The sequence below is a fragment of the Lysinibacillus sp. NPDC059133 genome, from assembly GCF_042755925.1.
Classification (GTDB): domain Bacteria; phylum Bacillota; class Bacilli; order Bacillales_A; family Planococcaceae; genus Lysinibacillus.
On the sequence record NZ_JBHZDH010000050.1, the window covers coordinates 26,327 to 40,481 of the forward strand.

Consider the following 14,155-nt stretch of genomic DNA (forward strand, 5'->3'; position numbering starts at 1 on the left):
GAAGCATCTGTGTAACGGGTATGAATATCTCATCAAAGACATTCCGGTATTCGTGTAAACATGGGAGGTTCAGTGCCCTTAATGGTTCTGTGTATTCCGTGGATTGTGTGAAGCGAAACCAGACGAGCGTCTTTCAAACATCTCTCATACAATCCAAACATATGTTGAAACGAGGTTGCTTCTATAGTTGCAGCAGATATCCGTTTGATGTAACGATGAGAACTTTAATTTGCATATAGAGAGGAGACAGAGTAGATGGCGAAAGATGATGTAATTGAAGTCGAAGGGACAGTCGTTGAGACTTTGCCAAACGCGATGTTTAAGGTAGAATTAGAAAATGGACATGTGATTCTAGCACACGTATCTGGTAAGATTCGTATGCACTTTATCCGTATTCTACCTGGAGATAAGGTTACTATCGAGTTATCTCCTTATGATTTAACTCGCGGTCGTATCACATACCGTTTTAAATAATCTTTTGCGCTCCGGACTACTAAGGAGGTTAGGTTAGATGAAAGTGAGACCATCTGTGAAACCGATCTGCGAAAAATGTAAAGTAATTCGCCGACGCGGTAAAGTAATGGTAATCTGTGAAAATCCTAAACACAAACAAAAACAAGGGTAATTCTAAAGGAGGTGCACAACGTACATGGCACGTATTGCTGGTGTTGACATTCCTCGCGACAAACGCGTGGTAATTTCATTAACTTACATTTACGGTATTGGTAAAACTACAGCTCAGAAAGTATTAGCTGACGCAGGTATTTCAGAAGATACACGCGTACGCGACTTAACTGAAGATGAGTTAAACAAAATCCGTGAACAATTAGACTCATACAAACTTGAAGGTGACTTACGTCGCGAAACTTCATTAAATATTAAACGTCTGATGGAAATCGGTTCATTCCGTGGTATCCGTCACCGTCGTGGTTTACCTGTTCGTGGTCAAAATACGAAGAACAATGCGCGTACGCGTAAAGGTCCTCGTAAAACAGTTGCGAACAAGAAAAAATAATAAGTAAAGGAGGTTCCTTCTTAACATGGCTCGTAAACAACAAACTCGTAAACGTCGTGTGAAAAAGAATATCGAATCTGGTATCGCACACATTCGTTCTACATTTAACAATACAATCGTAACGATTACAGATATGCAAGGTAACGCTGTATCTTGGTCAAGTGCTGGTTCTCTTGGTTTCCGTGGTTCACGTAAATCTACACCATTCGCTGCTCAAATGGCTGCAGAAACTGCTGCTAAAGCATCCCTTGAACATGGTCTGAAAACGTTGGAAGTAACTGTTAAAGGTCCTGGTGCTGGTCGTGAAGCTGCAATTCGTGCACTTCAAGCTGCTGGTTTAGATGTAACTGCTATTAAAGACGTTACTCCAGTTCCTCATAATGGTTGCCGTCCGCCAAAACGTCGTCGCGTGTAATGGGTGCGTCTCATATTGTATGAGAACATCATTTTTTGTACAGACTGTCTTGTGCAGATAATAAACGATACGTCAATGACGATCGAATCTATGATGGAAAGAACCTATACATTCGATGTTTTGAAGGAGGGTAAATAAAATGATCGAAATTGAAAAACCAAAGATTGAAACGGTGGAGATCAGCGAAGATTCCAAATATGGAAAGTTTGTTGTAGAACCGCTTGAACGCGGATATGGAAACACTTTGGGTAATTCTTTACGTCGTATCCTTCTGTCTTCATTACCAGGAGCTGCTGTCACTTCAATTCAAATTGACGGTGTTCTTCACGAATTCTCAACTGTAGAAGGCGTTGTAGAGGATGTAGCTTCAATTATTTTGAACGTGAAAAAACTAGCTCTTAAAATCTACTCTGACGAAGAAAAAGTTATTGAGATTGATGTAAAAGGCGATGGTACAGTTACAGCTGCTGACATTACACATGACAGTGATGTAGAAATTTTAAACCCGGATCTATATATTGCAACAATCGCTAAAAACGGTCATTTACGTATGCGTATGTACGCTCAACGCGGCCGTGGTTACACTCCTGCTGATCAAAACAAACGTGAGGATCTTCCTATCGGCGTGATCCCGATCGACTCTATTTACACTCCAGTATCACGCGTCAATTTCCAAGTGGAAAATACTCGTGTAGGTCAGTCTTCTGACTACGATAAACTTTCTCTTGATGTGTGGACAGATGGTAGCATCGGTCCGAAAGAGGCGATTTCGCTCGGAGCAAAAATTTTAACCGAGCATCTAAACATCTTCGTGGGCATGACAGATGAGGCACAAACTGCTGAAATCATGGTCGAAAAAGAAGAAGATCAAAAAGAAAAAGTTTTAGAGATGACTATCGAAGAACTTGATCTTTCTGTTCGTTCTTATAACTGCTTAAAACGCGCTGGTATTAATACAGTACTAGAACTTGCGAATAAGTCAGAAGACGACATGATGAAAGTTCGTAACCTTGGACGTAAGTCACTTGAAGAAGTAAAAGCGAAGTTAGAAGAGCTTGGTTTAGGGTTACGCAAAGAAGACTAAGCGATTTAAACAAAACTTATAAGATCAGATATTTTTTATAAAGGAGGGAAACATCCATGGGTTACAGAAAACTTGGTCGTACAAGTTCTCAACGTAAAGCGATGTTACGTGACTTAGCTACTGATTTAATCATCAACGAGCGTATCGAAACTACTGAAGCTCGCGCTAAAGAAGTACGTAAAGCTGTTGAAAAAATGATTACTTTAGGTAAACGCGGTGATTTACATGCACGCCGTCAAGCTGCTGCATTCATCCGTCGTGAACTAGTAACAACTACTGATGCAGAAGGTAACGAAACAACTTCATTTGCACTTCAAAAGTTATTTGATGATGTTGCACCACGTTATGCAGAACGTCAAGGTGGTTACACTCGTATTCTTAAAGTAGGTCCTCGTCGTGGTGACGGTGCACCTGTTGTTGTGATTGAATTAGTTTAATCATAAGAGAAGACAAGTGGTGAAGAGGGTGGAATCACCACCCTCTTTCTTTATTAACGATTTATACGACAAATAATTAAGCTGAGCGTTATGATGAGCGGACACTTTTGTGTGGCGTCTCGTTTAGCTCTCCGCACCTCATTCTGAGGGAACAAGGGCTTGAGCACCCGCGTTTCTTGAAAATGTAACGACTAGCGCATTTCTATCGAATGAGGTGCGCGCTTTTTTATTTTTTAGGGAAGTAAGAGATAGCGCCAATTTAGTGGTGCTTTTTTTTATAGGCTGATTTTTTAATGGTAGTAAGTTGAGGGAGTATAGGGTGTCTCGTTCCAATATTTGATATATTCTTAAAAGATGGCCTATAAATTATAGTTAGGCTTATATGAGACAGACAAAAGAATGGCAAGTGATTTTAGCACTTTTCTTTTATCGACATACTGATTGTAGTAGAATTCATACATAAAAAAGTGTAAGTTAGTTAGTAGAGCTGAGCATGTAGAGAGGAGTTCTAGAAATGCCAGAAATTTTATCATTAAATAATGTGACATTTTCATATACACCAGAAGAAAAAGAAAGTCGCAATGCTGTCGAGAATGTAAGCTTTGCGGTACAGGAAGGGGAATGGATTGCCATTGTTGGCCATAACGGTTCCGGTAAATCCACTATTGCAAAGCTAATGAATGGATTGCTTTACCCACAGCAAGGTGATGTCCGTATTTTACGTCAACCATTGAGTGAAGAAAACCTGTGGGAAAGCCGTTCACAAATGGGCATGGTTTTTCAAAATCCAGACAATCAATTTGTTGGTGCGACAGTGCAGGATGATGTTGCTTTCGCTCTTGAAAATAACGGAGTACCGTTTGAAGAGATGGTAGAACGTGTACATGCAGCACTCGATCAAGTAAAAATGGGTGATTTTTTAGATCATGAGCCACATCATTTATCGGGTGGGCAAAAGCAGCGTGTTGCTATTGCAGGCGCACTTGCGTTGAAACCCAAGCTCCTTATTCTTGATGAAGCTACTTCTATGCTAGATCCTCAAGGACGTGTTGAAGTATTACAAACAGTTCAAACTTTACGTGCTGAAACAGGGTTAACGGTACTATCTATTACGCATGATTTAGAGGAAGCCATGCTTGCAGATCGTGTTCTCTTTATGAATGACGGAAAGAAATTTGCTGAGGGTACACCTGCTGAAATTTTTACACTTGGGGACAAGCTAGTTGAGTTCGGGTTAGACTTGCCATTTGCCATGAAGTTATCAAAGTTATTGCAAAAGGAAGGTGTTCCATTAATGGGACAACATATGACAGAAGAAGAGTTGGTGAATGATTTATGGACATCAAACTTCAACAAGTAAGCTATGCTTATGCACAGGGTACACCTTTTGAAAAACGTGCATTATTTGATGTGGATTTTGAAATCCCTTCACATACGTATCAGGCAATTATCGGACATACGGGTTCCGGTAAATCGACAATTCTTCAGCATTTTAATGCACTTCTAAAACCAACATCTGGAGAAGTACATATCGGAGATCGCATTGTTGTAGCTGGAAAAAAGGCCAAGGATTTAAAGGCTGTACGTCAAAAGGTTGGTATTGTGTTTCAATTCCCGGAGCATCAGCTGTTTGAAGAAACTGTATTAAAGGATATTATGTTTGGTCCTATGAACTTTGGTGTTTCGGAGCAAGAGGCAGAAGCACGAGCAAAGGAGCTAGTAGGCTTAGTAGGCTTACCAGGGGACGTACTTGAAAAATCACCTTTTGATTTATCAGGTGGACAAATGCGCAGGGTAGCAATTGCTGGCGTTTTGGCGATGGAACCTGAAGTGATTGTTTTAGATGAACCAACTGCAGGGCTTGATCCACGTGGTCAGAAAGAGATTATGGATATGTTTTATAAGCTACACAAGGAACGTGGCCTAACAACGATACTCGTTACGCATAGTATGGAGGACGCAGCTCGTTATGCAGATAGTATTATCATTATGCATGAAGGGAAAAATGTACTAAGTGGCACACCTCAAGAAATTTTCAAGGATGTAGAGACATTAAAGAATTTCCGCTTAGAACCACCTCGTATCGTACGATTTCAACAAAAAATCGAAAAAATGATAAACAATTCCTTCTCGAAGATATGTTTAACCGAAGAAGAGCTAGCAACTGAAATTGCTCGGGTCCTAAGAGAGGAGCGTGGACAGTCATGATGGAGAAAATGATATTTGGGCGCTTTCTTCCAGGGGATTCTCCAGTTCATAAGCTCGATCCACGATCAAAGCTTATATTTGTGTTTGCATTCATTATTATTGTTTTTTTAGCAAACAACACAGTGACATATGCTTTGCTATTAGCTTTTACCTTACTCATTGTGCTAGTGTCACGTATTCGTTTGTATTTTTTAATTAATGGTCTAAAGCCAGTACTTTTTTTAATGGCGTTTACCTTCTTAATTCATATATTTATGACGAAAGAAGGCGCCCCAGTATTTGAGTGGAAGTTTATCACTATTTATGAAGAAGGTATCCGACAAGGGATATTTATTTCGATACGTTTTCTAGTTCTAGTGTTTATGACATCTATCTTAACGCTTACAACGTCACCGATTTCCATTACGGATGGCATTGAAGTGCTGCTAAATCCATTAAAAGCGGTAAAAGTGCCTGTACATGAGTTAGCTCTGATGATGTCTATTTCATTGCGCTTTATTCCAACGTTAATGGATGAAACAGATAAAATTATGAAAGCACAAATGGCACGTGGTTCGGATTTATCTTCTGGACCAATAAAGGATCGTATTAAAGCGGTTGTGCCATTATTGGTACCTCTCTTTGTAAGTGCTTTTAAACGAGCTGAAGATTTAGCAACAGCTATGGAGGTAAGAGGCTACCGTGGTGGCGAAGGACGTACGAGATATCGCAAGCTAAAATGGGATATGAGTGATACATTTGCACTTATGTTATTAGTAGCAATGGCCGTATTACTATTCTTCTATAGAAGTTAAAAGGAGTAAGCTTTATGCGACGATTAAAAGCAATTATAAGTTATGATGGGACGCAATTTTCTGGCTATCAAGTACAGCCTGGGGAGCGTACGGTACAGGCAGAGCTTGAACGTGTTCTAGCCATTATGCATAAAGGGGAAAAGATAAAGGTAACAGCAAGTGGACGTACAGATGCAAGAGTGCATGCAACAGGTCAAACATTGCATTTTGATTCACCACTCGCGATTCCAGTAGATAAATACATGAAGGCATTAAATGTTCAACTGCCAAGAGATATTCGAGTAATGTCGATTGAAGAAGTAGCAGCCGATTTTCATGCTCGCTACAGTGTAACAGGAAAGCGGTACCGATATATATGGTCATGTGAGCCTGTACAAAGTCCATTTCGCAGACATTACACTGTAGAGACAAATGGTGTGAAACCAAATGTTGAGGCAATGCAGGATGCAACAAAGGCTATTATCGGTACACATGATTTTTCATGTTTTTGTGCAGCTAATACAAGTGTCAAAGATAAGGTGCGCACAGTGACTACACTACAATTCGAATGGTATGGTGAGGAGCTACATATGGTGATCGAAGGAAATGGCTTCTTATATAACATGGTTCGTATTATCGCAGGCACGCTGTGGGAAGTTGGTATAGGACGTCGTGACATGGAGAACGTGGAGCAAGTCGTTAAATCTATGAATCGCGATAAGGCGGGTAAAACTGCACCGCCACAAGGTCTATATCTTGAGAAAGTCTTCTATTAAAAGAATCACCACCAAAAGTTAAAATGCCATTTGTTAGAACGTATGCCATGCATATAAGTTGATTGGAGTGGAGACTGGGCGACTCCTTGGGGATCAGCGTCACAGATGAGACCCTGCAGCGAAGCGAAGCGGCTCATCGGACGCCCCCAGGAAAGCGCCCAGTCGGAACGGAAATCAACCACTCGTTTTGGTGATGAGCCATTATTATGTTATAAAATTTTTGACACGAAATAACATTATATTTAAAAAATGAAGGCTAATAAAAGCCCTAATTTAACCAATAAATGAATCTGAACAACTTCTCCAGGTGTTTATTGAAATTGCTTGACTTTAAAAGTCATTCATTATATGATAACAGATGGTATTTTCATTACCACCACAAATAAGCCCCGAAAACTTATAGTGTAGTTTAATGAAAAATAACGGTAATCGAATCGATTAGGAGGATATATACATGCGTACAACATTCATGGCTAAAGGTCACGAAGTAGACCGTAAATGGCTAGTAGTTGATGCAGAAGGCCAAACTCTTGGACGTTTAGCTTCTGAAGTAGCTGCTATCTTACGTGGTAAACATAAACCAACATTCACACCAAACGTTGACACAGGTGATCACGTAATCATCATCAACGCTGACAAAATCCATTTAACTGGTAACAAATTAGAGGGTAAACTTTACCGTCACCATACTCAATTTTCAGGTGGATTAAAAACTCGTACTGCTGGTGAAATGCTAGACAAGTACCCAACAAGAATGATCGAATTAGCAATCAAAGGGATGCTTCCTAAAAACTCTTTAGGTCGCAAAATGTTCGGTAAACTAAACGTTTACACTGGAACAGAACACCCACATGCTGCACAAAAACCAGAAGCATACGAGCTTCGCGGATAATATAAATTAAGAGGAGGATATTACTTTGGCACAAGTTCAATACATCGGCACTGGTCGCCGTAAAAGCTCTGTAGCTCGCGTACGTTTAGTACCAGGTACAGGTAAAATTGTTATCAACAAACGTGAAATCGAAGAATACGTACCATTCGCTGCATTACGTGAAGTAATTAAACAACCATTAGTAGCTACTGAAACTACAGGAAGCTATGACATCCACGTAAACGTTAATGGTGGTGGATACACTGGTCAAGCTGGTGCAGTACGTCACGGTATCGCTCGTGCTCTACTTCAAGTAGACCCAGAATTCCGTGCTGCATTAAAATCTGCTGGATTACTTACTCGTGATTCACGCATGAAAGAACGTAAAAAACCAGGTCTACGCGGCGCTCGTCGTGCACCTCAGTTCTCAAAACGTTAATATCGTTGTTATATCAACGTTTTCCAAGCCCTTTCTCGAATTTTCGAGAAAGGGTTTTTTTGTTTGGAAAATGTTATTATACCTGGGTTCTTATACTTAGAATTTCAAGTATTCCAAGAAATCCTGAGGCACTGTTATTGTCTGGAATATTAGTAGCAATTATGATGTGTAATTTACATAGAAATGGCTGATACTACTGTTAAGTTGTTTATTCTGAAAGTGGAGGTCAATATATGAAAAAGCTACTAATATTATCACTTGCAGCAATGGCACTTCTTGGTGCATGTCAGAATAAAACTGACGTAAAAAAAACGGAGGAAGTAAAAACAGGGAATACTGCAGATCAGAGACAGGGTGAAATAACAGAAGGTCAAGCAAACGCTAACATTCTTAGTAGTGCAAACTGGCAAGCCACAAAAGTTTACGATAAAAAAAATAAAGATGTAACAGCTGAGAATTCAAATTTAATGGGCCTTGCGAAATATGACGCTGACTCAGGACGCTATGAATTCTTCGATCCAAATACAGCTGGAAGTATTGACGATAAAGGGACTTTCTTTATTACGCATGACGGAAAGCATAGAATATTGATTTCACAAACGAAAAATTACCAAGTAGTTGAAGAAATTACTACGGTAAAAAATAATATGTTTACGTCTAAGAGAATGGGTAAAGATGCAAATGGCAACGATGCAGAGGTATTCGTTGAGCATGCCCCTTATAAGGAAAAAAAGCTAACATTTACTGAATCAGCTAAAGCTTTAAATAATTCTACAGGCCCAATTGTTAAGGATGTGGATGGAGATAAAATCTTAGCTGATACGCTTTGGCAAGGAACAGTTGTATTAGATGTAAACAAAAATGATGTAACACAATATAATACAAATTTTATTAGTATTGCGAAATATGATGCTAATACGAATAAATATGAATTTTTCAATCCTGAAACAGGTAAAAGTCGCGGTGACTATGGATACTTTAATGTTATCGATGGAAATAAATTAAGAGCCCATGTTTCAATTGGCGACAATAAATATGGAGCTGTGCTCGAAATTACCGAGCTAAATAATAAAAAATTCACGTATCAAAGAACTGGTAAAGATAAAGATGGTAAGGATATAACAGTATTTGTTGAGCATGAACCTTATACAGGTAAGTTTAAACCTGAATTTACACTAAAATAAAAAATATTAACGGCGTTAGTCCTTGTTGTTTAAATGGATTAATGCCTTTTTATTTTTACTAAAAAGTATCTTCTACTACAAAACAAACCTCTTAATTATAGCTTCTTTCGATATACAAATATCCGCTGAAAGTAGGCTGAAAATTCCTTTCCGATTACTTAAAGAGTTTTTTTACTTTCTGGCATAGTTTAATCACTAACTTCGTACACTAAATATAAAAGGGTGGTGGATATGGGTGAAGCGCTGGCTTGCACTAGGAGTAATTATGCTAATGAGTATAGTGGTCGTGGCATATGAAACGAATGCTTCGAACCGTAACTTCTTCTTACCGGACCCACTTGGTGGCCAAAAAATTGTCATCGATGCGGGACACGGAGGTCAAGATGGAGGTGCTTCAAAGGGCGAAGTAATTGAAAAGGATATTACACTTGCAATTGCTCAGCATGTTGAGAAGCAATTAAAGAAAAAAGGCGCAACGGTCGTAATGACACGAACAAAAGATGGAGATGTTATCGATGAGCACGCGTCCTCAGAAAAGTTTGGAACATTGAGAGAACGAAAAAAGCAGGACATCTTTTTAAGAAAAGATATAGTAGAAAAAGAAAAACCGGATATTTTTATTACAATTCATGCAAATGCCATTCCTGAAACAAAATGGCGTGGAGCACAGGTGTTTTATCATCAAGAAGGACATGCTGAAAGTGAATTATTAGCAAAGAGCATTCAAGATGCTATTCGTACTAATTTGAAAAATACTGACCGAGAAGCAATGTCTATAAAACAAATATATTTACTGAAAAAAGCTGAGGTACCTGCTGCACTAGTCGAAACAGGATTTATAAGTAATGATGAGGAATGTGCACTATTAACAGATAAGAAATACCAAGAAAAAATGGGAGATGCCATTGTTGAAGGTATAGAAGAGTATTTATTAGCTAAAATTGAATAGAGCAACAACACAACGTAAATTAAATCATTATGATATACTAACATTGAGATAATATAAGGGGAGTGTTCGTCGTGATAAATGAACAACAAGTACGAGAAATACTAGGACAACTACAAGATCCATTTTTACATAAATCATTCGCAGAAACAGACGGTATTACAAACGTAACAATAAAAGAAGAGAAGAATCATGTCAGTGTAAAAATTGCGATTGCTAAAACAAATACACCTGAACAATTACAGTTACAAATGAAAATTGTTGAAGTTTTGAAAGAAGCGGGTGCAAATACAGTTGGAATTCGTTTCGAAGAGCTGTCAGCAGAAAAACTACAGAGCTTCCGTGGCGTAGCAACTGAAGCTGAGGCACAAGATATTTTATCTCCGCTTAGTACAGTACAAGTTATTTCAATTGCCTCTGGTAAAGGCGGTGTAGGGAAATCTACAGTATCAGTAAACTTAGCTGTTGCATTAGCTCGTCTAGGTAAGAAGGTTGGCTTAATTGATGCTGATATTTATGGATTCAGTGTGCCTGATATGATGGGTGTTACAGATATGCCTAAAGTAGTAGACAATCGAATTTTCCCTGTTGATCGTTTAGGTGTGAAAATGATTTCGATGGGCTTCTTTGTTGAAAATAACGCACCGATTGTATGGCGTGGACCAATGTTAGGTAAAGTGTTAGATCAGTTCTTCCGTGATGTAGAATGGGGCGAGCTAGACTATCTACTATTGGATTTACCCCCAGGTACAGGTGACGTTGCATTAGATATTCACCAAATGCTTCCTTCATCAAAAGAAATTGTTGTAACAACACCACATCCAACGGCAGCGTTCGTCGCAGCTCGTGCGGGTGCAATGGCTTTACAAACAGACCATGAAATTTTAGGCGTTATTGAAAACATGGCATGGTATGAATCAAAATCAGGTGACCGTGAATTCGTATTCGGTCAAGGTGGAGGTCCAAAGTTAGCAGAAGAGCTACGTACAGAGCTACTTGGTCAAATTCCTCTTGGTCAACCTGACTGGTCAGAAGAAGATTTTGCACCTTCTGTTTATGCTGAAAAGCACACAACAGGACAAATCTATTTAGACATCGCGACGAACATCATCAATAAATTAAATAAATAATGAAAACGGATTTCCTCAAACAATGGAGGAAATCCGTTTTTACATATAAGTGGTTATTGAGTGCCTTTTTTCTCATTACCCTCACCACCGCCAGCTTCTTCTTTTTTACCGCCGCCAGCCTTACCTGTCTCTCCACCGCTCTTCCTAATAAGCTCCTGCCATTTTGTTTGCATAAGCGGACTTTCAATCGTTTCCTTGACGACTTCCTCCATTTGTTTTCGTATATTGGAGGATTTTAGAATAGTCTCTAACTGCTTTTGCATATCTGGCTGGCCAAAGAAAGCTTCCATATCTTTTTGGAAAGTGGGGTCTTTTATTAATTCCTTCATAATATCCTGTTGTTGCTTCTGCATACTTTTAGCTACGGTTTCCTTAAATTTTGGATCTTCGAACGTTTTCTTCCAAAAGTCTTCTGCTTCTTTGGAAAGCAAGGTAGCCTCAGTAGCCTTCTTCACTTCATCATGTTCCAAAACTAATAATTCACGGAAACTTGGTTCCTCTAAAAGCTTTCGCAGCGCCTTTTTACCATCCTCAGTTTGTAAAGAGTCGATCATTATTTTTTTTATTTCTTCATAGGACATGGTAGAGGCTTTATCTTGTGAACAGGCAGAAAGAAACAGCATTAGAATTAGTAGTAAGAAGAATTTTCGCATCAATCATCAGTCCTTTCTATAGATAGACTCTTTCAATTATTGTTCACATTTATGATGACTTTATGTATTGGTTACGATGAGAAATAGCTTTTTTAACAATGCATTGTTAAAATAAGTACAGATATATATTGAGAAATTGGGGGACTTTTAGTTGTGACGATACGTAATTGGGCAAAGTTTTTCTTCTTTGCAATGCTCGTTGGTGGCGCAGTCAACGGAATTTGCAGTTTATTTATTCGATGGGACTTCTTTCAACCATACATAACAAATGGTCACTGGGGTGAATTTTTAGCCGGGCTTTTATGGATGGTTTTCTTAGGATTTACAATGAGTGTTATTGCACAAGCAGGCTTTTTTGCTTATTTAACGCTCCATCAAGTGGGAGTTAATATTTTTAGAACACTTACATTATGGAATTGGGTACAGCTATTATTAATTGCTATTACTATTTTTGATATTATATTCTTCCGCTTTATACCAGGTGTAAAAGATGGACAAAGTTGGTTATTCTATGTTGGCTTGTTAATTGTATTAATAGTAGGTGCTATAGCAACAGCTATTCAAAAAGTAAAATTAACTGGAAAAAAACACGTTTTCGTTTCGGCATTATTTTTTATGATTGTTGTTACAACACTAGAATGGACAATTGCATTAATGGGTCGCGATGAAAATATTAACGAGTATGTTGCACTATTACTATTCCCACTACTTGCTGTAAATGCTTATCAATTATTAGTATTACCAAAATATAATGCAAAATCCGAAGAAGATCGTCAAAGATTAGAAGCACGCCGCAAAGCACGTCGTGAACAAGCTAAAAACGCGTAATAATTAACAAAAGAAGTTGCCTCTATTAGTTAGAGGCAACTTCTTTGTTATCCCGCATTAACGGGCGGGCAGTAATTATCGAAAGTGAAGCGTCAGGTACAAGACTTCTGCCGTAAAATTTAGCGAAAGTGTGGGAAATCAACTGTCCGTAAAAGCCCGATTGGTGAAGACTAATAATCAGTGGGGACCACTGATTAAAGTTTCGCTTTATGGTGATTTTTTTGTTTGAACTTTATAGCCGAATATATTTTCCTCAATCGACATAAATTTATTTTGTTGTAGAAATGTATTCAGCTCTTTAATCGAGATTTTATTATTTTGGTGTAAAGACATAAAAACAAAATCTCCCTTTTGTAATTTAGGTGTTTTTTCACCTTTCCAGATTAGAGAGGGAGAAAGTATATTCATCTGCTGTTGAAATAAGTTATTTTGTAAATCCTGCGAATACTGGTGATTTCGTGTTGCAAACCAAAGTGGGGTTTCTTGAAAATGCTTTTCGTAAGTATTAATATCCTTTTGAACGACGGCAAGATCAATTGGCTTATCTACGGAATCCTCAGGCCCTAATAATCCTGTAGGTAGTTTTCGCTCTTGAATGACTTTTAGGTGCTCGGATGAACGTTCAATCCATGCAGCATCTAACAAAAGAAGCGGATAAGGTTCTTTTATAGTTTTAAGCCAATCCAACAGGGTTTCATCAGAGAAAGAAATTTCGACAATAAGTGATGTACCATAATGTCCTTTTGTTACAACTGCTGGAGCATCAGCGATATTAAATACAGAAATCATAGTAGAATTTATCGGCTTTATAAAGACAAACAGTATTACGATGAAAAGCAGTGAAATCAACGTTTTACGAACCATTCATAACAACCTCGTTTCTATATTTTTAACTTCTTTCAGCAAATGTTTTCGTAGCGAAAGCAAAGCGTCAGCTACAAATGTTTTCGTAGCGAAAGCAAAGCGTCAGCTACAGAAGTTAATGCCTCCGGCGGATGTCACGGAATCGGAAAGGAGTTAATAAAGGATGTTAGCCTAAAATCATCGCATCCATGCGATAACGGCTAACTGACCTGCATCACGCAGGCCTAAGCACAAAGCCGATTCCGGACGCAATTATGCCGAGGCATAATTGATACAGTAAAATAAAGTTCTTAAAAAAACTTATGATTTAGTGTTGACTTTCATGATTAATCGATGATATTATGTATAAGTCGCCAAGAGGTGACGCGGTAAACGAAAAAATGAACCTTGAAAACTGAACAAGCAAAACGTAATCAATAAAGTTTTTAATAGCTAACCTTGAGTTAGTGAACGAAACAAAATTTTGGACATCAAACATGATGCCAGCAAAACAATTTGAGCTAATCAAATTTCTTTTTATGGAGAGTTTGAT

Annotated in this window: 18 protein-coding genes and 1 pseudogene; 17 read left to right on the forward strand and 2 right to left on the reverse strand. The window is 38.5% G+C overall.

The window, feature by feature from the left end:
• Positions 1-91: 91 nt before the first annotated feature.
• The 16 genes and pseudogenes from ACFXN8_RS20705 to ACFXN8_RS20780 form a co-directional block, all read left to right on the forward strand.
• A pseudogene (locus ACFXN8_RS20705) lies at positions 92-169 on the forward strand (type I methionyl aminopeptidase); the annotation flags it as partial.
• Between the two features lie 86 nt (positions 170-255).
• Entirely contained in the window at positions 256-474 is a 219-nt protein-coding gene (gene infA / locus ACFXN8_RS20710) for a translation initiation factor IF-1 (protein ID WP_004233690.1), read from the forward strand.
• A gap of 37 nt (positions 475-511) precedes the next feature.
• Positions 512-625, forward strand: a complete 114-nt coding sequence (gene rpmJ / locus ACFXN8_RS20715; protein WP_000868344.1) for a 50S ribosomal protein L36 — start codon at positions 512-514, stop codon at positions 623-625.
• Between the two features lie 24 nt (positions 626-649).
• Positions 650-1,015 carry a 30S ribosomal protein S13 gene (rpsM, locus tag ACFXN8_RS20720; RefSeq protein WP_049662875.1) on the forward strand — a complete coding sequence of 122 codons (366 nt, stop codon included), beginning with the start codon at positions 650-652 and terminating at the stop codon, positions 1,013-1,015.
• Between the two features lie 25 nt (positions 1,016-1,040).
• Positions 1,041-1,430, forward strand: a complete 390-nt coding sequence (gene rpsK / locus ACFXN8_RS20725; RefSeq protein ID WP_049662876.1) for a 30S ribosomal protein S11 — start codon at positions 1,041-1,043, stop codon at positions 1,428-1,430.
• Between the two features lie 139 nt (positions 1,431-1,569).
• Positions 1,570-2,514 carry a DNA-directed RNA polymerase subunit alpha gene (locus ACFXN8_RS20730; protein ID WP_004233733.1) on the forward strand — a complete coding sequence of 315 codons (945 nt, stop codon included), beginning with the start codon at positions 1,570-1,572 and terminating at the stop codon, positions 2,512-2,514.
• Between the two features lie 56 nt (positions 2,515-2,570).
• On the forward strand, positions 2,571-2,951 hold the full coding sequence (rplQ, locus tag ACFXN8_RS20735) for a 50S ribosomal protein L17 (RefSeq protein WP_012296051.1): 381 nt from the start codon (positions 2,571-2,573) through the stop codon (positions 2,949-2,951).
• A gap of 514 nt (positions 2,952-3,465) precedes the next feature.
• A complete protein-coding gene (locus ACFXN8_RS20740) occupies positions 3,466-4,311 on the forward strand; it encodes an energy-coupling factor ABC transporter ATP-binding protein (protein WP_386847477.1) in 846 nt (281 codons plus the stop codon).
• Positions 4,287-5,159 carry an energy-coupling factor ABC transporter ATP-binding protein gene (locus tag ACFXN8_RS20745; RefSeq protein WP_386847478.1) on the forward strand — a complete coding sequence of 291 codons (873 nt, stop codon included), beginning with the start codon at positions 4,287-4,289 and terminating at the stop codon, positions 5,157-5,159. Before ACFXN8_RS20740 ends, ACFXN8_RS20745 begins: the two co-directional genes overlap by 25 nt.
• Positions 5,156-5,953: an energy-coupling factor transporter transmembrane component T family protein gene (locus tag ACFXN8_RS20750; RefSeq protein ID WP_376074137.1), complete on the forward strand. Its 798-nt coding sequence runs from the start codon at positions 5,156-5,158 to the stop codon at positions 5,951-5,953. The genes ACFXN8_RS20745 and ACFXN8_RS20750 overlap by 4 nt, the downstream gene beginning before the upstream one ends.
• A gap of 14 nt (positions 5,954-5,967) precedes the next feature.
• Positions 5,968-6,708 (forward strand): tRNA pseudouridine(38-40) synthase TruA, encoded by a 741-nt coding sequence (gene truA / locus ACFXN8_RS20755; RefSeq protein WP_376074136.1) that lies wholly within the window; start codon positions 5,968-5,970, stop codon positions 6,706-6,708.
• A 454-nt stretch (positions 6,709-7,162) separates the two neighbouring features.
• Positions 7,163-7,600, forward strand: coding sequence for a 50S ribosomal protein L13 (rplM, locus tag ACFXN8_RS20760; RefSeq protein WP_376074135.1), 438 nt, complete (start codon positions 7,163-7,165; stop codon positions 7,598-7,600).
• 25 nt (positions 7,601-7,625) lie between these two features.
• The gene (gene rpsI, locus ACFXN8_RS20765) at positions 7,626-8,018 is read left to right on the forward strand and encodes a 30S ribosomal protein S9 (RefSeq protein ID WP_376074134.1); all 393 of its coding nucleotides are present in this window, start codon (positions 7,626-7,628) and stop codon (positions 8,016-8,018) included.
• Between the two features lie 233 nt (positions 8,019-8,251).
• Positions 8,252-9,202 carry a DUF4822 domain-containing protein gene (locus tag ACFXN8_RS20770; protein WP_386847479.1) on the forward strand — a complete coding sequence of 317 codons (951 nt, stop codon included), beginning with the start codon at positions 8,252-8,254 and terminating at the stop codon, positions 9,200-9,202.
• Between the two features lie 235 nt (positions 9,203-9,437).
• Positions 9,438-10,151: an N-acetylmuramoyl-L-alanine amidase gene (locus ACFXN8_RS20775; protein WP_386847480.1), complete on the forward strand. Its 714-nt coding sequence runs from the start codon at positions 9,438-9,440 to the stop codon at positions 10,149-10,151.
• A gap of 71 nt (positions 10,152-10,222) precedes the next feature.
• Positions 10,223-11,278 carry a P-loop NTPase gene (locus tag ACFXN8_RS20780; RefSeq protein WP_349660276.1) on the forward strand — a complete coding sequence of 352 codons (1,056 nt, stop codon included), beginning with the start codon at positions 10,223-10,225 and terminating at the stop codon, positions 11,276-11,278.
• 53 nt (positions 11,279-11,331) lie between these two features.
• On the opposite strand, the gene gerD is transcribed toward ACFXN8_RS20780, so the two are convergent.
• Positions 11,332-11,931 carry a spore germination lipoprotein GerD gene (gene gerD, locus ACFXN8_RS20785; RefSeq protein ID WP_376078925.1) on the reverse strand — a complete coding sequence of 200 codons (600 nt, stop codon included), beginning with the start codon at positions 11,929-11,931 and terminating at the stop codon, positions 11,332-11,334.
• A gap of 153 nt (positions 11,932-12,084) precedes the next feature.
• Between gerD and ACFXN8_RS20790 the strand changes: the two genes are divergently transcribed.
• Positions 12,085-12,759 carry a KinB-signaling pathway activation protein gene (locus ACFXN8_RS20790; protein WP_376078927.1) on the forward strand — a complete coding sequence of 225 codons (675 nt, stop codon included), beginning with the start codon at positions 12,085-12,087 and terminating at the stop codon, positions 12,757-12,759.
• Between the two features lie 207 nt (positions 12,760-12,966).
• Here ACFXN8_RS20790 and ACFXN8_RS20795 read toward each other — a convergent pair whose 3' ends face one another.
• The gene (locus tag ACFXN8_RS20795) at positions 12,967-13,623 is read right to left on the reverse strand and encodes a hypothetical protein (protein WP_386847481.1); all 657 of its coding nucleotides are present in this window, start codon (positions 13,621-13,623) and stop codon (positions 12,967-12,969) included.
• Positions 13,624-14,155 lie beyond the last annotated feature (532 nt).